The 19,433-nt window shown below is 65.4% G+C and carries 18 protein-coding genes; 6 read left to right on the top strand and 12 right to left on the bottom strand.

Going from position 1 to position 19,433, the window contains the following annotated elements:
• Positions 1 to 52: 52 nt before the first annotated feature.
• The 5 genes from GRI55_RS01225 to GRI55_RS01205 all read right to left on the bottom strand — a co-directional run bounded on the left by GRI55_RS01225 (position 53) and on the right by GRI55_RS01205 (position 5,643).
• Positions 53 to 2,173: a prolyl oligopeptidase family serine peptidase gene (locus GRI55_RS01225; protein ID WP_160765927.1), complete on the bottom strand. Its 2,121-nt coding sequence runs from the start codon at positions 2,171 to 2,173 to the stop codon at positions 53 to 55.
• 24 nt (positions 2,174 to 2,197) lie between these two features.
• Positions 2,198 to 3,184, bottom strand: coding sequence for a quinolinate synthase NadA (gene nadA / locus GRI55_RS01220; protein ID WP_160765926.1), 987 nt, complete (start codon positions 3,182 to 3,184; stop codon positions 2,198 to 2,200).
• Between the two features lie 65 nt (positions 3,185 to 3,249).
• Positions 3,250 to 4,026 (bottom strand): hypothetical protein, encoded by a 777-nt coding sequence (locus tag GRI55_RS01215; protein WP_160765925.1) that lies wholly within the window; start codon positions 4,024 to 4,026, stop codon positions 3,250 to 3,252.
• Positions 4,027 to 4,096: 70 nt separating this feature from the next.
• Complete coding sequence (locus GRI55_RS01210; protein WP_160765924.1) at positions 4,097 to 4,786, bottom strand: DUF4230 domain-containing protein; 690 nt, start codon at positions 4,784 to 4,786, stop codon at positions 4,097 to 4,099.
• Entirely contained in the window at positions 4,771 to 5,643 is an 873-nt protein-coding gene (locus GRI55_RS01205; protein ID WP_160765923.1) for an MBL fold metallo-hydrolase, read from the bottom strand. Before GRI55_RS01205 ends, GRI55_RS01210 begins: the two co-directional genes overlap by 16 nt.
• 62 nt (positions 5,644 to 5,705) lie before the next feature.
• Between GRI55_RS01205 and GRI55_RS01200 the strand changes: the two genes are divergently transcribed.
• Positions 5,706 to 7,169 carry a glycerol kinase gene (locus tag GRI55_RS01200; protein WP_160765922.1) on the top strand — a complete coding sequence of 488 codons (1,464 nt, stop codon included), beginning with the start codon at positions 5,706 to 5,708 and terminating at the stop codon, positions 7,167 to 7,169.
• Here GRI55_RS01200 and GRI55_RS01195 read toward each other — a convergent pair whose 3' ends face one another.
• Together GRI55_RS01195 and GRI55_RS01190 are read right to left on the bottom strand one after the other, a co-directional pair.
• Positions 7,170 to 7,622 carry a DUF1465 family protein gene (locus tag GRI55_RS01195; protein ID WP_160765921.1) on the bottom strand — a complete coding sequence of 151 codons (453 nt, stop codon included), beginning with the start codon at positions 7,620 to 7,622 and terminating at the stop codon, positions 7,170 to 7,172.
• Positions 7,623 to 7,712: 90 nt separating this feature from the next.
• Positions 7,713 to 7,922 (bottom strand): YdcH family protein, encoded by a 210-nt coding sequence (locus GRI55_RS01190; protein ID WP_050601010.1) that lies wholly within the window; start codon positions 7,920 to 7,922, stop codon positions 7,713 to 7,715.
• A gap of 165 nt (positions 7,923 to 8,087) precedes the next feature.
• Here GRI55_RS01190 and GRI55_RS01185 point away from each other — a divergent pair, with 165 nt between their 5' ends.
• From GRI55_RS01185 to tilS, 5 genes are all read left to right on the top strand, one after another.
• Entirely contained in the window at positions 8,088 to 8,243 is a 156-nt protein-coding gene (locus tag GRI55_RS01185) for a YdcH family protein (RefSeq protein ID WP_082835760.1), read from the top strand.
• A 71-nt stretch (positions 8,244 to 8,314) separates the two neighbouring features.
• Positions 8,315 to 10,585, top strand: coding sequence for a phosphoenolpyruvate--protein phosphotransferase (gene ptsP / locus GRI55_RS01180; protein WP_050600875.1), 2,271 nt, complete (start codon positions 8,315 to 8,317; stop codon positions 10,583 to 10,585).
• 140 nt (positions 10,586 to 10,725) lie between these two features.
• The gene (locus GRI55_RS01175) at positions 10,726 to 11,562 is read left to right on the top strand and encodes a helix-turn-helix domain-containing protein (protein WP_063511443.1); all 837 of its coding nucleotides are present in this window, start codon (positions 10,726 to 10,728) and stop codon (positions 11,560 to 11,562) included.
• A gap of 104 nt (positions 11,563 to 11,666) precedes the next feature.
• A complete protein-coding gene (locus tag GRI55_RS01170) occupies positions 11,667 to 12,578 on the top strand; it encodes a tetratricopeptide repeat protein (protein ID WP_202392311.1) in 912 nt (303 codons plus the stop codon).
• 82 nt (positions 12,579 to 12,660) lie between these two features.
• Complete coding sequence (gene tilS, locus GRI55_RS01165; RefSeq protein ID WP_307019717.1) at positions 12,661 to 13,518, top strand: tRNA lysidine(34) synthetase TilS; 858 nt, start codon at positions 12,661 to 12,663, stop codon at positions 13,516 to 13,518.
• 5 nt (positions 13,519 to 13,523) lie between these two features.
• Here the strand turns inward: tilS and GRI55_RS01160 are convergent, their stop codons facing one another.
• From GRI55_RS01160 to zwf, 5 genes are all read right to left on the bottom strand, one after another.
• A complete protein-coding gene (locus tag GRI55_RS01160; protein WP_160765919.1) occupies positions 13,524 to 14,180 on the bottom strand; it encodes a L,D-transpeptidase family protein in 657 nt (218 codons plus the stop codon).
• Positions 14,181 to 14,263: 83 nt separating this feature from the next.
• Positions 14,264 to 14,875 (bottom strand): bifunctional 4-hydroxy-2-oxoglutarate aldolase/2-dehydro-3-deoxy-phosphogluconate aldolase, encoded by a 612-nt coding sequence (gene eda, locus GRI55_RS01155; RefSeq protein WP_160765918.1) that lies wholly within the window; start codon positions 14,873 to 14,875, stop codon positions 14,264 to 14,266.
• Complete coding sequence (glk, locus tag GRI55_RS01150) at positions 14,872 to 15,846, bottom strand: glucokinase (RefSeq protein WP_063505912.1); 975 nt, start codon at positions 15,844 to 15,846, stop codon at positions 14,872 to 14,874. The genes eda and glk overlap by 4 nt, the downstream gene beginning before the upstream one ends.
• Complete coding sequence (edd, locus tag GRI55_RS01145) at positions 15,843 to 17,666, bottom strand: phosphogluconate dehydratase (protein ID WP_160765917.1); 1,824 nt, start codon at positions 17,664 to 17,666, stop codon at positions 15,843 to 15,845. The genes glk and edd overlap by 4 nt, the downstream gene beginning before the upstream one ends.
• A complete protein-coding gene (gene zwf / locus GRI55_RS01140; RefSeq protein WP_160765916.1) occupies positions 17,656 to 19,098 on the bottom strand; it encodes a glucose-6-phosphate dehydrogenase in 1,443 nt (480 codons plus the stop codon). The genes edd and zwf overlap by 11 nt, the downstream gene beginning before the upstream one ends.
• Positions 19,099 to 19,433: the final 335 nt, after the last annotated feature.

Genomic DNA, 19,433 nt, shown 5'->3' with positions numbered 1-19,433 from the left:
GCCCCTATCCTAAAGGACAGGGACAGTAACGCGCCAGCCCGGAATGCGTGCCTTACTCCGCGCCCGTCCCGATCTCGCAGTTGAGATAGGCGAGCAGCAATGCCGCGCGTTTCGCATCTTCCTCGTGGTCCGATCCGACCGAATGGCCGCCCTCGCGGTACTCGTGATAATAGAAGGTCTGGCCCCAGGCTTCGTGCTTGGCCGCCGCCTTGCGCGCATGGCCCGGATGTACGCGGTCGTCGAGCGTCGAGAGGTAGTAGAACGCCGCGGGGACGTCCGGTATATCGCGCATGTTCTGGTAGGGCGACCATTCGCGCATAAAGGCCCAGTCCGATGGTACGTCGGGATTGCCGTATTCGGCCATCCACGATGCGCCCGCGAGCAGCTTGTTGTAGCGCTTCATGTCGATCAGCGGACTGCCCGAAATGATCGCGCCGTAGAGATCGGGGCGCTGGTTCGCGACCGCGCCGACCAGCACGCCGCCGTTCGAGCGGCCCGAAGCGGCGATACGGCCCGGGGTAGCCAGCCGGTTGGCGACGAGATCGTCGGCCACTGCATGGAAATCGTCGAAGCTGTTCTGGCGTTTTTCGCGCAGCGCGTCTTCATGCCAGCTGGGCCCGTATTCGCCGCCCCCGCGAATATTGGCGAGGACATAGGCATTGCCGCTTTCGACCCAGAACAGGCCCAGCGGCCCGCTCCGATAGGGTTCGGCGGTCAGATATTTCGGCGTCTGCGCCGCGCGGAAGCCGCCGTAGGCGTGGATCAGCGTGGGTAGCGGGCCTTCGGCATCTTTCGGACGAACGAGGTAATAGGGCACCTTGGTGCCGTCCTTCGAAATGGCGAACTTCTGTTCGACCGTGAACTTGCCCGCATCGAACTGCGCCGGCTCGCTCGCGATCGCTTCTGGTGCGCCATCGCTGGGCACCGCATAGAGCGTGGGCGGAGTCAGCATGCTCTCGACCGTGACGAAGGCGGTGTCGCCCTTGCCGCTGGTCTCGGCGATCTGGATCGTGCTGTTGGCAGGCAGGTCCATGGTACGCTGGGCCCAGCCTTCGGCGCCCGGCGTCAGCTCGATCAGTTTGCCCGACACATCGTCCAGCACCTTGACCCACAGCTTGGTTTCCGACGCCGCGACATCTTCGACCGCCTGCGTTTCGCTCGGTCTGAAAATCACGGTCGGCGCAACGCTGCGGCCGGCTGCGATATCCGCAAGCGACCAGGCGACCAACGCGCCCATCGGCGCGCTCCACCCGGCGCTCGACACCTGCAGCGAGTTCATCTTGGCAATCACATGGCCGTCGAGCACGGCCTCGAAGCCCGCGTCCCGAGGCAGCGGCAGGGCAATCAGCGATCCGTCCTCGGCGACGAGGCTGTATTCGCCCGTCCAGAAATCGGGGCCCCGGCGGACGAACCGCCACCGCGTTTCACCATCGAGCACCGAGAAGCCGCTCATGCTGATATCGGTCTGCTGGCCTTCGGCAATCAGCCGTGCCTGGGCGAAATCTGTCCCGCGCTGCCACAATTTGACCAGCCGCGGATAGCCCGAATCGGTCAGCGATCCGGCGCCTTCGTCGGTGCCGACGAAAAGCGTGTTCTCGTCATACCAGGCGACGTTCGACTTGGCTTCGGGCAGGGTGAACCCGCCTTCGACAAAAGCGCCGGTCGCAATGTCGAACTCGCGGACCACATCCGCATCGGTGCCGCCCGGGCTAAGCGAGACCAGGCAGCGGGTGTATTCGGGCGCGAGGCAATCGGCGCCGTGCCAGACCCAGCTCTGGCCCTCGTCCTCGCCCAGCTGGTCGACATCGATGAGTGTGCGCCATTCGGGGGCGCCCGCCAGATAGCTCTCGAGCGTCGCGGTGCGCCACAACCCGCGCGGATTGACCGCGTCGCGCCACAGATTGGTGACCTGATTGCCCATCACCGCATCGGGCATCGCGATCTGCCGCGTATCGTCGAGGATCTGCCTGGCCCAGGCCTTGGCCAGCGGATATTCGGCCTGCGCGGTCAGCACCGCCTCGGTATCGGCATTCCACTGGTCGACCTTGGCCAGCGCGCGCTCGCCTTGGATTTCCTCGAGCCAGATATACGGATCCTCCGCATCGCTCTCCTGCGCCGCGATCGGTGCGGCGGCGAAAACGAGCGCGGCGGCCAGCGCCAGACGTGCGACCATCAATTCTCTCCCTGAATTAGTATCCTAGACGCGGCCCAGATCGCCCTTGCCGATCGTGCCGCTGGCCATTTCGAGCATGCGGTCGAGGCTCTGCTTGGCCTTGAGGCGCAGCCCTTCCTCGATCTCGATCCGCGGTTCGAGATCGCGCAGGCAGGCGTAGAGCTTTTCCATCGTGTTCAGCGCCATATAGGGGCAGATGTTGCAGCTGCAGTTGCCGTCGGCACCGGGCGCGCCGATGAAGGTCTTGTTGGGCAGCGCCTTTTCCATCTGGTGCATGATGTGCGGCTCGGTCGCCACGATCAGCGTATCGCCCTCGAAGGTCTCCGCGAATTGCAATATGCCGCTGGTCGAACCGACGTAATCGGCATGATCGACGATGGTCGGCGGGCATTCGGGGTGCGCGGCGACCGGCGCATCGGGATGCTGCGCCTTGAGCTTCAGAAGCTCGGTCTCGCTGAACGCCTCGTGCACGATGCACACGCCCGGCCACAGCAGCATCTCGCGGTTGAACTTGCGGCTCATATAGCCGCCCAGGTGCCGGTCGGGTCCGAAGATGATCTTCTGGTCCTCGGGGATTTGGCTGATGATCGTTTCCGCGCTTGAGCTGGTGACGATCACGTCGCTGAGCGCTTTCACTTCGGTCGAGCAATTGATGTAGGTCAGCGCGATATGGTCGGGATGCGCTTCGCGAAAAGCCTTGAACTTTTCCGGCGGACAGCTGTCCTCGAGGCTGCAGCCCGCGTCCATGTCGGGCAGCACCACGATCTTTTCGGGGCTGAGGATCTTCGCCGTGTCGGCCATGAACTTCACGCCGCAAAAGGCGATCACATCGGCATCGGTTTCGGCGGCCTTCTTGCTCAATTCCAGGCTGTCGCCGACGAAATCGGCAAGGTCCTGGATATCGGCGGTCTGGTAGTAATGCGCGAGAATGATCGCGTTCTTCTCCTTGCGGAGGCGATTGATCTCGGCGAGCAGGTCCTGGCCGGTCGGCAGGTCGGTCTGTGCGGTCATGTGGGGTCCCGTCTGCTACGTTTGGGGCGCTTATAGACCGAACGGCCCGGAAGGCGAGGGCGTTCCTACATTGTGAAGCCGGGTGGCAGAAACGCCTCCATCGGACGCAGTTCGCCCGGCGTGTCCGCGATCACGCTGCGGGTAATCGCCATCCCCGTCTCCGAATGGGCCAGCACCAGCGACAGGACGAACACGGCGGCGTAGATGCCGAGGCCCCACAGATAGGCGGGGTGCACGCGTCCCGTCGCGCGCTTGTCGGCGATCATGCCGATTACGGGAAACACCATCGTAGCCAGCGTGGTGATCGTCCATGCATGCGGGATCATCAGCGGCAGGGGCAGGATCCGGCCGAGACCGGGTCCAGTCAGGATCGCCATGGCGCACAGCATCAAGCGCCTGTGCCAGCCGGTGTAGCGCCGCCGGCGCAGCGCCCAGAAGGCAAGGCCGCCGAAGCACCACAGCAGCATCATATTGCTCCACAGGAACTCGCTCACGTGGAAGAAGAAGGGCCCGCCGGTGCGCCGCGCGACCACCACCATCAGCACGCTGCCGAAGACCAGCATCAGCGGGATCCAGAGATAGGCGATCCGGCCGAAACCGGCATGCAATCCCCATTGCCCGCGCAGTGCGGTGACGTGCTGTGTCAGGTAGATCCCGATCCAGCCCATGAAGACCGCGGCATGCAGGTGATAGGCGGCAGGGACTGCAAAGCTGGACCGGCCCATCGCCAGCTGGAGGGTGAAGCCGCCCACGATCACCAGCGCCATGACCAAAGCCATGACAAAGAAAAACCGCGTCTGTTCGCGCGGCGCTGCAACCTGCGGCGGATGAATGGTCGCCATGATCCCGTATCTCCTCCAAAAACGCGACCTGGCTATTTTTGGAGGAGGTTACCCGGCGGTTCGGGGAGCGTCAATTTCCGGGAGGGGCTTCCCCGTCGAACCGCACTGCGACCGTCACATCGCCATAGCCGGCAATCTGTAACGGAATGGCGAGGTTCTGCCGTACCGCATCCTTTGCCGCCTGCCGTGCCAGCGCGAGGACTTCGGGGTTCTTGGCGAAGGCGGTGGCCTTACGCTCCGCCTGCTGCGAATTGTTGCGCGCGAGGTCGGTGCTGGCATCGCGAGTGACATAGGTGCCTTCGGTGAAGGTTGTCTGCGCCGCTTCGTCGAGATTGGGCCGCGAGATGCGCAGCGCCGGCAGCACCACCGAAAGGGTCTCGCTTTCCGCATCCCATGCGAACCGGTCGCGGTCCATGTTCGACAGGTCGAGGCGGTATTCGACCGTGGCGGGAATGATCGCCGCCTGCCGGCTTTCAAGCAGGTCGATGTTGAGCACGCCGCGCCGGTCGACGCTTTCGGCAACAACCTCGAAGCGGCTGGAAAAGACGGTCAGCGAATTCTGCTTCTCGAACGCCAGCAGGGCGCTTCCCACCGGGTCGCCTTCCTCTTGGTAGAAAAACGCGCGCCAGCCGAGCCACGCGACTGCCGCGAGCAGAACGATGACGATCAGCCACGGCACCGCCTGGACGCGCGCGAGCGGGCGGTCCTGCTGGACTTCAGGTGCGACCGTGCGCTCGCTTCGTTTCAGATCGTCTGCCATGTCTTGCCCGAACGGGCGACGAGGCCGCGCTGTTCCAGATCGATCAGATGCGCGGTCACCGACATCTCGGCGGCCTTGTGCAGCTTGGGGTCGAGGCCCTTGTACATCTTGCCGACGAAATCGGGGGCTTCGTGCGGGCCTTCACCCAGCAAGCGGACGATCTGGTTCTCGCGCTGGCGGCGGTGCCCGATCATCCCGCGCACGAGCTGGCGCGGCTTGTCGACTGCCTCGCCATGCGCAGGGTAGAACACCCGGTCCTCGCGCGCATAAAGCCGCTCGAGGCTCTTCATGTAATCGCCCATGTCGCCATCGGGCGGGATCACGACGCTGGTCGACCAGCCCATGATATGGTCGCCGGTGAACAGCGCGCCGCTTTCCTCTAGCGCGAAGCAGAGGTGGTTCGACACGTGTCCGGGCGTGGCGACCGCGGTCAGCGTCCAGCCGGGGCCGGTCATCTGTTCGCCATCTTCCATGACCCTGTCGGGTTCATATGTGCGGTCGAACGAGGCATCGGCGCGCGGTCCGCTGTCGTCGAGCACCAGCGGGGCACAGCCGACGATCGGCGCGCCGGTGCGCGCGGCGAGCGTCTTCGCTGCGGGCGAATGGTCGCGGTGGGTATGCGTGCACATGATCGCGCAGACGTGTTCCTCGCCGATCGCAGCATCGAGCGCGAGCAGGTGGTCCTTCTCGTCCGGGCCGGGATCGATCACCGCGCAGCCATCGCCGATACCGACGATGTAGGACTGCGTCCCCGTGTAGGTGTAGGGCGAGGGGTTGGGGGCGAGCACGCGGCGCACCAGCGGTTCGAGCTGCATCGCCTGCCCGGTGGGCCACGGTTTGGGAGGAGGTCCTGCCATGGTCTTGCATATGGGGGTTTGCTTGCGCCATGTCACCACCCGCCATTCGCAAGGGAGAGAGCATGGCCGATCGCATTCTCGTCCTCGACGCGGGGACCACCTCCACCCGCGCGATGATTTTCGCACCCGACGGGACGATGGAAGCGGTCGCCCAGGAGGAGCTGACCCAGCATTATCCGCGCCCCGCATGGGTCGAACACGATGCGTCCGAGATATGGACCAAGACGCTTGCCTGCGCGCGGCAAGTCACTGGCGAGGCGGCCGGTGCGATCGCAGCGATCGGAATCACCAACCAGCGCGAAACGGTCGTCGCGTGGGACCGCCATACGGGCGAGCCGCTGGCCCGCGCCATCGTGTGGCAGGACCGCCGGACCGCGCAGTTCTGCGCCGACATGAAAGACTATGGCCACGAAGCCGCCGTGCAGCAGCGCACCGGGCTGCTGCTCGACCCCTATTTTTCGGGCACCAAGATGCGCTGGATGCTCGACCATGACGAAACCGTCCAGGCCGCGGCGCAGAACGGGGCGCTCGCCTTCGGCACGGTAGAAAGCTGGCTGGTCTACAAACTGTCGGGCGGCGCGCATCTGAGCGATGCGAGCAATGCCAGCCGGACGCAGTTGCTGGCGCTCGACGGGGCGCAGTTCGACGAGGATCTGTGTGAACTGTTCGGCGTGCCGCGTGCAGCGCTGCCCGAGGTCGTCGATACGCACGGATCATTGGCGACGAGCGAGCCCGAATGGCTCGGCAGGGCGATACCCATCTGCGGCCTGGCGGGCGATCAGCAAGCGGCCACGATCGGGCAAGGCTGCCTCGGTTTCGGCGAAACCAAGGCTACCTACGGCACCGGCGCTTTCGTACTGACCAATATGGGGCAGGCGATTCCGCGGTCGGACCACCGCCTGCTGGGTACCGTGCTCTACCAGCAGGATGGCGTAAGGACCTATGCGATCGAGGGGTCGTGTTTCGTTGCGGGCAGTTTGGTCCAGTACCTGCGCGACCAGCTCGGGCTGATCGGCAGCGCTGCGGAAACAGAGGAGCTGGCCCGTTCGATCGAGGATAGCGGCGAGGTTGTGATCGTGCCCGCTCTGGCCGGGCTGGGCGCTCCGCACTGGAAGCCCGATGCGCGCGGCGTGATTTCGGGGCTCAGCTTTGCCAGCGGGCGGGCGCAGATCGCGCGCGCGGCGCTCGAGGCGATGGCGCACCAGACGCATGACTTGGCAAGCGCCTTTGCGGCCGATGGGGCGCCCTGGTGCCGGCTCAACATCGATGGCGGCATGAGCGTCAACGACTGGATGGCGCAGGACCTGGCGAATATCCTCGACCTGCCCGTCGAACGGCCCGATTTCGTCGAGACCACGGCGCTTGGCGCGGCGATCCTTGCAGCGGTCGGCTGCGGATTGTTCGCCACGCTCGATGACGCGGCGCCGGCGATGCGCGGCGGCACGCGGTGCTTTGCTGCCGAAATGGCGAAGGATGTACGCGACGCGCGGCTGGCGCGCTATGCCAAGGCGTTGGCCGCGGCCTGATCAGCCGCGCGCGAAGGCCGCGGTGATGCGTCCGCGCAGTTCTTCCACCGGTGGCTCCCCGGCGTTTGCGCGCCATTCGCGGTCGAGTCGGGCAACGCGTGCATGCAGCGTCTCGCCCTCTTCGATCAGCGCCCGCGTGGCGGGCTCCAGCAGCGCGAGATTGTCCGCATCGGCAGGGGGCTCGTCGGGCAGCCGCCCGCTGCGGGCCAGCTGGCCTGCAGACAGTTCGCCGGAGCGATAGGCCCGCTGGTTGAGCAGCCAGGCAAGCACATGCATCAACCGCGTGGTCGTGCGCAGGCCCTCGATCGACAGCGCGACGCGCGTCAGATCGTCGGGCTGGACCGCGGTGTCGGTCCGCCGCAGATCGAACACGGTGCGCGCGTCATCGGCAAGCACGAGCGCTTGCGAATACAGTTCTTCGATAATTTCGCAGTTGATGTCGCGTGTGGGCATGGATGCACCCTACGCCCCGGCCGGGGGGCTCGCCACTGCGTTTACCATGGCAGTCCTGCGATGGGACGCCTTGCGGCGAAGTCGTTGTGATCAGGCGATTATATCGGGGATCAGCACGTCCTCGATCGCCGCGATGCGGTCCCTCAGAGCCAGTTTGCGCTTTTTAAGGCGGGCCATTTGCAGCTGGTCGACGAAGCCGCTCTGCGCGCCGGTCTGGATCAGCGCCGCAATCGCGACGTCGAGATCGCGGTGCTCGCTGCGGAGCAGGGCCAGCCGTTTGCGCAGTTCCTGTTCGTTCACGCGAACCTTTCCCGGATGATCGCCCTTCGCGACCGTTTCGCCGCATGGCCCCAACTCTGCGTTTTGTAAATCGGCAATCCTGTGGTTTGATACTCCCCTGCGGCGCGTGCCGCGCAAGCGCACGAGTCGCTCCAGAGGTCGCACAACCGTCTAGGAGACAATTCGATGCACTCATCTCATGTCGACGCGCTCAAAGCCAAGCACGCCGGGCTCGAGGCTCGCCTGCACGAAGAAGAAATCCGGCCTGCGCCTGACATTGCGATGATCCGCCAGATCAAGAAGCAGAAGCTGCGGATCAAGGAAGAGATCGCGTCGAGCTGATCGGATCTTTCGGGAAGCGGGGATTGGCATCCCGCTTCCGCCCTCCCATCAATTTGCTATAGGCTGCAGCCATGACAGCTGCAGCCTCCGCCCGCCAGATACTTACCCGCCTGCACGAGGTGATGGCCGGGCGCACGCATGCGCAGTACAAGCTCGACCGGGTGGTCGAGATCATTGCCGAAAGCCTGTCGAGCGAGGTCTGCTCGATCTACCTGCTGCGCGAAGGTGCGCTGGAGCTTTATGCGACGCAGGGCCTCAATCCCGAAGCAGTGCATGTGACGCGGCTGGCCGTGGGCGAGGGGCTCACCGGCACGATCGCGAACAATATCGAGACGCTCAATCTGGCCGAGGCCAAGGCGCATCCCGATTTCGCCTACCGCCCCGAAACGGGCGAGGAACAGTTCCACTCCTTCGCGGGTGTCCCGATCGTCTACCGCGAACGGGCGGTCGGTGTCCTGTGCGTCCAGCATGTCGATCCGCGGCGCTATGAAGATGTCGAGATCGAAGCGCTGCAGACCACCGCAATGGTGCTGTCGGAACTGATCGCACACAAGGAACTGGTCGACGGCGAAAGCGTGATCGACCTCGAGATCTCGCATGTCGAAAACGACATCCTCGAAGGACTGCCGCTGGTCAAAGGACTCGCGGCGGGGCAGGCGGTTTTTCACCAGCCGCGGATCGAGATCGACCAGGTAGTGGCAGAGGATGTCGAGGCGGAACGCCAGCGTGTGTACCGCGCCTTCGACAAGATGCGCGACCAGATCGATGCGCTGGCGCGCGAGCCCGAATTCGGCAAGGGCGGCGAACATGTCGAGGTGCTCGAAACCTACAAGATGTTCGCCTATGACGAAGGCTGGAGCCGGCGCATCAACGAGGCGATCGACAGCGGGCTGACAGCCGAGGCGGCGATCGAACGGGTACAGCAGCGTACGCGGATGCGCATGCGCGAGATCGACGATCCGCTGCTGGCCGATCGCATGCACGATCTCGAGGATCTGTCGAACCGGTTGCTGCGGATCGTCTCGGGACAGCTGGGCACGGCGGCGACGCAGGGTCTGCGGCGCGACACGGTGCTGTTCGCACGCAATCTGGGGCCTGCGGAACTGCTCGAATATGACCGGCGCCGGCTCAAGGGCGTGGTGCTGGAGGAAGGTTCGCTCACCGCGCATGTCGTGATCGTGGCGCGTGCGATGGGGGTGCCCGTGCTCGGCCGCGTATCGGGACTGCGCACCCGCGTGGCCGAAGGCGACGAGGTGATCCTCGATGCCGATCACGGCACGGTCACGCTCAGGCCCAACCAGCAGGTGCTCGAGGCGTTCGAAACGCGCTTCGCCCGCTCGCGCGAGAAGCAGGCCGCCTATGCCGAATTGCGCGATGTCGAACCCTTCACGCGCGATGGAACCCGGATCACGGTGATGATGAATGCGGGGCTGCGCGACGACATGAGCGCGCTCGCGATGAGCGGGGCCGACGGGGTCGGCCTGTTCCGGACCGAGTTCCAGTTCCTGGTGTCCTCCACGCTGCCGCAGCGCGACCGCCAGATGCGGCTCTACCGCGACGTGCTCGACGCGGCGGGAGACAAGCCGGTGATCTTCCGCACTGTCGATATCGGCGGCGACAAGGCGGTCCCCTATCTCGACACGGCGGTGGCCGAACGCGACGAGAACCCCGCGATGGGCTGGCGCGCGCTGCGCTTGTCGCTCGAGCGCGAGGGCCTGCTCAAGGCTCAGGCGCGCGCGCTGCTTGAAGCTGCGGCGGGGCGGTCACTGTCGGTGATGTTCCCGATGGTCAGCGAACCGTGGGAATTCGATGCGGGCAAGAAAGTGTTCGAAGACCAACTCGCGTTCCAGCGCGACAGGCGCAGGCAGGTCCCCGAAACGATTCGCTATGGCTGCATGCTCGAGGTGCCGGCGCTCGCCGATATGCTCGACGTGCTGCTGCCGAAGCTGTCCTTCGTGTCGGTGGGCACCAACGACCTGACCCAGTTCCTCTTTGCGGCGGATCGCGCCAATCCCAAGCTGGCGGAGCGTTACGACTGGCTGAGTCCGGCGATCCTGCGCTTTCTTGCCCGGGTGTCGCGATCCTTCGTCGGCCACGATGTCCAGCTTGGCGTGTGCGGCGAGATGGGCGGACGTCGGCTCGAAGCGCTGGCGCTGCTGGGTATCGGCTATCGCCGGCTTTCGATCACTCCGGCCGCGGTCGGTCCGATCAAGGAACTGGTGCGCAAGGTCGATCTGGGCGAGCTTACTGCGCAGATGAGCCGCTGGCTTGCCGCCCCGCCGCCGGATATGCGCGGCGCCTTGCAGCAATGGGCCGGTGAACGGGATATCGAGGTTGAATGATTTCACCGCGAAAGCGGCTCTTTTCGTCGGTCGTGCGCATCTGTGCTATGATGCGTGCTTGACAGGGCTGCCCGCGCTTCGCTTTGCCTGCGTCAAGACAACATGCGGGTAAACCGCAGGTTCGCATTATCGGGGATCGCATGAGCGACGAAGAATACCTTGAAGAGGAAGTGGTTACGCACACCGGTGTCGGCGCACGGCTCAAGGCTGCGCGCGAAGAGCGGGGGCTCGATTTGACGCAGGTTGCCGCGGAGACCCGGATTCCGCAGCGCCACCTCCTCACCATCGAAAATGGTGCGCTGTCGGACTTGCCCGCGCGCACCTACGCCGTGGGTTTTTCGCGCACCTATGCGCGGCTCGTCGGGCTCGACGAACGCGAGATCGTCGATCAGGCGCGCATGGAACTCGCCGAAGACGAAGAACGCACCGCTTCGCCAGACAAGTTCGAGCCGGGCGATCCGGCACGGGTGCCGGGCCGGGGGCTGGCGTGGTTCGCGCTGTTCGCGGGGATCCTGCTGATTGGCGGGATATACGCCTTCTACAGCAGCTATTTCGCTCCGGGCCTCGGCCCGGCACCCCTCGAGGCTCCCGAAGACCGCACAGCATCGGCCGCACAAGAGAATGATGCTGCGCCGCGCCAGGCGGCAGCGCCCGCTGCATCGGGCCCCGTCGTCTTCACCAGCGAAATGGACGGGACCTGGGTCAAGTTCTACGATGCCAACGGCGAACGCCTCTACGAAGCGCAGATGGATGCCGGCGACAGCTTCACGGTGCCCAGCGATGCCGAAGGGCCGCAAGTGTGGACGGGGCGTCCCTATGCCCTGGCGATCACGGTCGGCGGCCGGTCGGTGCCCAAGCTTTCCGAAGAGGACGAAGTGATCAAGGACGCACCGATCACCGCCGAAGCGCTGCTGGCACGTGGCCAAGACGGTGCTGCACCCGCGCAGCCCGCCGCAGCCGCGGCTGGCGAGGGTTAACGAACCCTGCTTTGTTAAGGGGATAAGCGCGCCTCGCGCCCTCGACAGCGACGCGGCGCTAGGGCAGTTTTCTTCCGCTACCGATTTTCCACCAGGAGCCCTCGATGACTTTCGCATCGCTCGCCCGTAACCTGTCGTTCTTCGGCGCCGGTTTCGCCCTGCTTGCCACGGCCGCACCCGCCTTGCCGCAGGACGGCAACGACGAAGCGCGCCTGCGCCGGCTGGAAGCCGAAGTGCGCGCCCTGCAGCGCACGGTATTCCCGGGCGGCGACGGCCGTTTCTTCGAACCCGAAATCAGCGCCCAGCCGGCGACCCGCCCAAGCACCACCGGGGCATCGACCACTGCAGTGACCGATATCCTCGCCCGGCTCGACGCGCTCGAAGCGCAGCTCCAGCGGCAGACCGCGCAGAACGAGGAAAACTCCAATGCGCTGCGTCAGTTGACCGAACGCATCGACGCTCTGGAAGCCTCGGGTACCCGTACCACTGCAAGCGCACCGGCCGGTGGCATGGCCGCGACGACGGGCAGCGCTGGCGCCGCGCGAACGGTCGCGGCGACACAGGCGTCGGGCCCCAGCGCGGAACGGCTGGCCGCAGTGCAGGCGATTGCCAAGCCGCAGACCGAGGATCCGGCAGACGACGAATATTCCTACGGTTTCCGTCTGTGGGATGCCGGCTTTTTCCCCGAAGCGCAGCAGCAGCTGACCATGTTCGTCGAACAGCACCCGGATCACTGGCGCACGACCTATGGCCGCAACCTGCTCGGGCGCGCCTATCTGGACGACGGCAAGGCCAAGGAAGCCGCGCCCTGGTTCCTCAAGAACTACCAGGAAGACAAGACGGGCGCCCGCGCCGGTGACAGCCTGCTGTATCTGGCCGAGGCGATGATCGCGCTCGACGACACCCGCCGCGCCTGCATCGCGCTGGCCGAATTTTCCGAAACCTATCCTGCACTGGCCGCCGGACGGCTGCAGGGTCAGTATGAAGCCAATCGCGCCAAGGTGACCTGCGATTGACCCGGCGATCGACCCGCCGCTGCTAGCACGCTTCAGGGCCGATCTTGCCGCCATTCGCCCAGAAGGCAAACTGGGCCTGGCGGTGTCCGGTGGTCCAGACAGCATGGCCTTGCTGGGTCTTGCAGCCGCGAGCTTCGATGGGGCGGTCGAGGTCGCGACCGTGGATCACGGCCTGCGGAAAGAGGCTGCCGAGGAGTGCGCGCTGGTCGAGCGCGTATGCGCAGAGCGGTCGATCCCGTGCACGACGCTGCGAATCACCGTGGCAGAAGGCAATCGCCAGGACCGCGCGCGCGCGGCGCGTTACGCAGCGCTGGGCCGCTGGGCGGGCCAACGCGGCTTTGCTGCCATCGCGACCGCGCATCATGCGGACGACCAGGTCGAAACGCTGCTAATGCGGCTCAACCGGGGGAGCGGGCTGGCCGGTCTCGCGGGCATTCGCGCGCGAGCGGAAATCGAGGGCTGTCCCGTCCCCGTCTTGCGCCCACTGCTGGGCTTCACGAAGGGTGAGCTGCAAACCGTCGTGGGCTGTCTAAGCCTGCCCGTGGTTCAGGACCCGAGCAATCGCGATGACCGATACGACCGGGTGCGGATTCGGCAACAGATCGCCGGAGTGGACTGGATCGACCGCAAGGCATTTGCCCGCAGTGCCGCGCACCTGTCCGAAGCGGAGCAAACCCTGGAGTCACTGGCCGAAGAACTCTGGAATGCCGCGGCTGTCGAAAGCGGGCAGAAGGTGGAAATTCGAGTCCCGTCACAGCCCGATCTTGCTGCGAGGCTGATCGCAAGGGCAGTGCGGACCGTGGGCGGGACGGTTTCCACGGGGGAGGCGCAGGCGTTCCTCAAAACGATGGGTACGCGCGGCAACATCGGCGGCGTGCTGATCGAACGACGCTCGGACCGGTACGTCTGTACCCCCGAGCCGCCGCGTCGCGGCGGGTAGCGCGATCAGATGATGGCGTCGCCCAGGCCCAGCCGTGCGCCGTCGGTGATCACGATCTTGTCACCCTCTTTCGCAATCGCGAAAAGCCGCTCGGCGATGGGATCGGGCACGCCGATGCATCCGTGGCTGGCGTATCCGTTTTCGACTTCGCTGCCGCCGTGGATAGCCACGCCGTCGCTCGTCAGGAACATGCTCCACGGCATCGGTGCGTTGCCGTATTTCTCCGACACGTTGTGGCGCTGCTTCCACAGGATCGGGAAGACACCGGTGGGCGTGGGATGCTCATCGGTACCCAGCAGCACGGCGGCGGCACCGATTTCGTAGCCGCCACGGAAGATCGAAATGACCCGCGCCTGCAGGTCGACCGTTACCAGCAGCGGGCCTTCGGGCACGCCTTCGTCGTCCCAGTGCCACTCGCCATAGCGGATCGGACCGTCGATCGGCAGCACCCGGCGCACGGTGTAGAGGCGTTTCGCATCGGCGACCGCCTTGGCTGCAATCGCGCCATGCGGGGCAAGCGGCTTGGCGACAGGCTGCGGCGCAGCCCGTTCGGTCGTCACGACCTCGCTCTCCGCGGTCGCGCTGCCGCCGATAGCGATGCCGGAGAGCACCAGCGCAGCCGCGACTGTGCCACCGCCGATCCATTTCAGAATGACATCCATGCGCACCTTATGCGCATAAAGAGGTGAATTTTCCACCTATGCCTGCCGCCGCGTGCCGTTTTCGCACACTCGGCACCGAACCCTTAACGCGAGAGGTCGGCAGCTTCGCGGGCGAGGTGGGATACATTCGTTTCGTCCACCGGCCCCCGCGGGGCGACCCAGCTGCCCCCGACACACAGCACCGGATCGAACGCCAGCCATTCGGGCGCATTGGCGAGTGTGATCCCTCCGGTCGGGCAGAAGCGGCACTGGCCGAAGGGAGCTGCCAGCGCCTTGAGCGCGGGCAGGCCGCCAGCGGCCATCGCGGGAAAGAACTTGAAGTGGGTCAGGCCGAGATCGAGCCCGCGCATGACGTCGCCCGCAGTCGCTACGCCGGGCAGGAAGGGAATGTCTTCGCGAATCGCGGCCTTGCCCAGCGGTTCGGTCAGTCCGGGCGATACGATGAATTCGCTCCCTGCCGCGATCGCGTCGGCCAGCTCCTGCTGGTTGGTCACCGTACCGGCGCCGACGATCGCGCCGTCGACTTCGCGCATGGCGCTGATAGCGTCGAGCGCTGCCGGGGTGCGCAGCGTGACTTCGAGCACGCGCAGCCCGCCCGCGACAAGCGCGCGCGCAAGCGGTTGCGCCTGCTCGATTTCGTCGACGACGATCACCGGAATGACCGGTGCAGTCTGCATGATATCGGCAATGGTCATCGCAGGTTCCTGGCAAAGGCAGCTGCCGCGCCAAACAGGCCCGGCTGGGGGTGGGTGATCAATTTTACGGGAATGGTCGCCATGAGTTCTCCGAACCGGCCCTTGGCGCGAAACCGCTGGGCGAAGCCGGATTTGGGCAGATGGTCGCGCAGGCGATACCCAAGACCGCCGGCGATCACGACGCCCCCGAAACCGCCCTGTGCCAGCGCGATATCGCCGGCCACGCTACCCAGCGACAGGCAGAACCGGTCGAGCGCCGCTGCGGCCAGGCCTTCGCCATCCTCCAGGGCGCGGGTCCAGATCGCAATGTCATCCTCTTCGCGCGTCTTGCGATTTTCCATCGCCGCAAGCGTTTCGTAGATGTCGACAATGGCCGGACCAGAAACGACGCGTTCGACCGACACCCGCCGGTGGCGTTTGCGCAGCCGCGCGAGGATCGCGTCCTCGATAGTATCGAGCGGGGCGAAATCGATATGGCCGCCCTCGGTCGCCTGGACGCGGTATTCCCCCGCTGACCGCCAGAGATGCGCGACGCCGAGCCCGGTACCCGGGCCCATGACGCTGATCGTGCCGTCGTCCGTCAATGGCTGGTCGGGGCCCGCGAGGTGAAGGAACTGGTCCTCGGGCGCGCGCGCGACTGCATGGGCCACCGCTTCGAAATCGTTGACGATGCAGTAATCGTCCACGCCCAGTTTCTGGCGGACCAGCGCCGGGCGGATGATCCATGGATTGTTGGTGAACCGAATGACATCATCACCGACCGGGCCGGCAATCGCCATGGCGATGCGCGGCGGCAGCGTCCCGCCCATCCGCTTGCGAAAGTCCTCCCACGCGGTCTGGAAGCTGGCATGGTCATCGGTGTGCAGCGTCTCGGGCTCGCCCAGCGTGATCGCGCCATCTTCCCCGATCGTGGCGATAGCGAAGCGCGCATGCGTTCCGCCGATATCGACAGTGACGAGGTCGGTGCTCACAGGCCCGCCATCGCCAGCATGGCCGAAGCGCCCTGTTCGGCGCCGTCGGCGCCGGCACGGAACATGGCGAACAATTCGCGGCCCATGCCGGTCTCGGGCGGCGGGGCCTCGGCAGGCTCGCGGCTGGAGAGATCGGCGGTGGTCGACAGCTCGCCGGTAGCGGCGCAGATGCGGATGACATCTTCGTCCCGCAATTTGGCGAGCGGCCCGCCGCCAAGCGCTTCGGGAGTGCAATGGATGGCCGCCGGCACCTTGCCCGAGGCTCCCGACATGCGGCCATCGGTGACCAGGGCGACGCGGTAGCCGCGATCCTGCAACACGCCGAGCGCGGGGGTCAGCTTGTGCAGCTCGGGCATGCCATTGGCGCGCGGCCCCTGGAAGCGGACCACGACGATCACGTCGCGATCGAGTTCACCTCTCGTGAAGGCCTCATTGACGGCGCGCTGGGTGTCGAACACGCGGCACGGCGCCTCGATGGTCCACCGTTCGCGTTCGACGGCCGAGGATTTGAAACAGGCGCGGCCCAGCGTGCCTTCGACCAGTCGCATCCCGCCGTCCGCCTGGAACGGTGCCGATGCCGGGCGAAGCATGTCGTTGTCGCCGGACGGCCCGGGATCGCGCCAGACCAGTGTGTCGCCGTCGCTATCGACGCCCGGTTCGCGGCTGTAGCTTTCGAACCCGCCATCCCACACGGTGAGGATATCGGCATGCGCCAGTCCTTCCTCGAGCAGCGTGCCGACGACGAAACCCATCCCCCCGGCTTCGTGGAAGTGATTCACATCGCCCGCGCCATTGGGATAGACGCGCGCAACCAGCGGGACTGCAGACGACAGTTCCGACAGGTCGGTCCAGTCGAAACGAATGCCCGCCGCCCGCGCCATGGCCGGGATGTGGATCGCGTGATTGGTTGACCCGCCCGTGGCCAGCAAGCCGACTGCCGCATTCACGATCGCCCTTTCGTCGACCACGCGGCTCAGCGGACGAAAATCATCGCCCGCCTGGCCGATGGCGGCCAGCCGATGCGTGGCGGCGCGGCTGAGTTGCTGCCGCAATTTCGCCCCCGGCTGGACGAACGCCGCTCCGGGGACATGGAGACCCATCATCTCCATCATCATCTGGTTGGAATTGGCAGTGCCGTAGAAAGTGCATGTGCCGGGCGAATGGTAGCTGCCCATTTCGCTGGCAAGCAATTCCTCACGTGTTGCCTTGCCCTCGGCATAAAGCTGGCGCACGCGCTGCTTTTCCTTGTTCGAGATACCCGTCCCCATCGGGCCCGAGGGTACGAAAATGGCCGGCAGGTGGCCAAAGCGCAGCGCGCCCATCAGCAGGCCGGGGACGATCTTGTCGCATATGCCGAGCAGCGCGACCCCATCGTACATCGCATGGCTGAGCGCTACAGTGGTCGACAGGGCAATCGTGTCGCGGCTGAACAGCGACAATTCCATGCCGGCTTCGCCCTGCGTCACGCCGTCGCACATGGCCGGCGTGCCGCCGGCGACCTGCGCCGTGGCGCCGACTTCGCGCGCCCAGATCTTCATGCGTTCGGGATAGCGGTGATAGGGCTGATGCGCCGACAGCATGTCGTTGTAGGCGGTGACAATACCCAGGTTCGGGCCCTTGGCTGCCATGATGGCCGTCTGGTCTTCCTCGGCCCCGGCAAATGCGTGGGCGAGGTTGGAGCAGGACAGCGACGTCCGATCCACCTGCCGCTCGCTCTCGCGGTCCATCAGGTCGAGATAGGCGGCGCGGCTGTCGCGCGAATTTGCAATGACGCGCTGGGTCACGCGGTGGATCGTGTCGTTGAGCGGCTTATTCGTCATGCCAGCTTACTCCGTCGCGTTCGGCAAGGGCGATGGCGGCGCTGGGCCCCCAGCTGCCCGCACCATAGGCTTTCGGCTTGATGTCCTCGCGCTCCCACAGGGTGCGGATGGCGTCGATCCATTCCCATTGCGCCTCGACCTCGTCGCGGCGCACGAACAGCGTCTGGTCGCCCTCAATCAGGTCGAGCAGCAACCGTTCGTAGGCGATCCTGCGGACCGTACCCGAAAACGCGTCCGGCATGGCGATGTCGAGCGGGATCTGCCGCAGCCGGATCCCGTCGCGGTCCAGCCCGGGGACCTTGGCCATCATCGACAGCTGGACATTCTCTTCGGGCTGGATCCCGATCACCAGCCGATTGGGCTTGGTGCTGGCGCCGCGTCCTTCGAATATGGAATGCGGAACGCAGCGGAACTGGACGACGATTTCGGTCACGCGCTCGGGCAGCCGTTTGCCCGTCCGCAGGTAGAAGGGAACGCCCTTCCAGCGCCAGTTGTCGACATGCGCCTTCAAGGCCACAAAGGTCTCGGTATCGCTGTCCTTGCCCAGTTCCTGGTCGTAGCCGGGCACGGCGGTGCCTTCGACGGCACCGGCGCGGTATTGCCCGGTAACGGTCTCCTCCCGCGCGATCGGGCGCAGCGCGCGCAGCACCTTTACCTTCTCGTCGCGGACCGCCGTTGCATCGAAGCTGGTCGGCGGTTCCATCGCGACAAGCGCCAGCAGTTGCAGCATGTGGTTCTGCACCATGTCACGCAGCGCGCCGCTGTCGTCGTAATAGGCCACCCGCGATTCCAGGCCGACCGTCTCGGCAACGGTGATCTGCACATGGTCGATATAGGTCGCATTCCAGACCGGCTCGAACAGCATATTGGCAAAGCGCAGGGCGAGCAGGTTCTGGACCGTTTCCTTGCCGAGGTAATGGTCGATACGGAAAATGCGGTCTTCGCTGAACGCCTTGGCGACGGCGTCGTTGATCTCCTCGCTCGAGGCGAGGTCGGTTCCCAACGGTTTTTCGAGCCCGATGCGAACATTGCCCTGCGCCAGGCCGGCGTGGACGAGACCCTCGATCGTGGGTTCGAACAGGCTGGGCGCGGTCGAAAGGAAGATGGCCAGTCCCTTGTCATATGCGCCGACTTCGGTCGCAAGGGCATCGTATCCCTCGCGCGTGGTGGCATCGACGGGGACATAGCTAAGCCGGTTGAGGAATTCGGCAACCCCGCCCCGGCGGTGATCGGGAAGGTATTTCTCCAGCGCGGCGCGCGCAAAGTCGCGATAGTCGCGCGTCGACATTTCGGAACGTGCCGTGGCGACGATCTTTAGATCGTTGTCGAGCAAGCCGTCAGCGTCGAGCGCACAGAGCGAGGGGAGCAGCATGCGCTGGGCGAGGTCCCCGGTGGCGCCGAACAGCAGCAAGCGATCTGCAGGCAGGTTCATGCGAAGGACCGGAGGATCATGCAGCGATATCCATGGCTGCAGCGGTTATCAGCGCAGGAGCCGGCATGCCAGTCGGCTGCATTCCTATTCTTCAGAGTAAAGATCGTACGAGTGTTTCCACCAGGGCAGAACAGCGAAGCACAGGGGCGGATTGGCAGCATTATCAATCAACGAGCTGCCGGGAGCTTCGTTTCCACGAGCAAGCCGCTGCGGCGCGACCACGAAAAAGGGCCCCGGAAAGGGGCCCTTCGTAATTCTAGTCGTGTTCGATCAACCGTCGAACAGCCATTCCCAGATATTCCACATGATCACAACTCCTGATTGCTCAAGAGTTA

The organism is Qipengyuania citrea (genome assembly GCF_009828015.1).
Classification (GTDB): domain Bacteria; phylum Pseudomonadota; class Alphaproteobacteria; order Sphingomonadales; family Sphingomonadaceae; genus Qipengyuania; species Qipengyuania citrea.
Note: the sequence above shows the minus strand (reverse complement) of the source record. Positions and strands in the feature narration are given on the sequence as shown.